A 218-nucleotide genomic window follows, 5' to 3' on the forward strand; every position below is an offset into this window, starting at 1 on the left:
CCACTTATCTAAACAAGGTAAGTAATTGAGGCAATGACTATGAAGAAGTTAGTCGAGACGATTGTCAAGCCTCTTGTCGATCATCCTGAAGATGTAAAAGTTACACAGGAAATTCAATAAACGTAAAAAGGGCGAGGAGTTATTTCCTCTCCCTTTTTTAACATTTAAAGAGAAGTTGCATGTTCCATATATGAAATGGAAATGCTTAATTTATATAG

Annotated in this window: 1 pseudogene; it reads left to right on the plus strand. The window is 34.4% G+C overall.

The features are described from left to right. Positions 1 to 39 precede the first annotated feature (39 nt). A pseudogene (locus MR113_RS28075) lies at positions 40 to 114 on the plus strand (KH domain-containing protein); the annotation flags it as partial. Between the last annotated feature and the right edge of the window lie 104 nt (positions 115 to 218).

The organism is Bacillus cereus group sp. BfR-BA-01379 (assembly GCF_022663605.1).
In the GTDB taxonomy this organism is placed as follows: Bacteria; Bacillota; Bacilli; order Bacillales; family Bacillaceae_G; genus Bacillus_A; species Bacillus_A mobilis.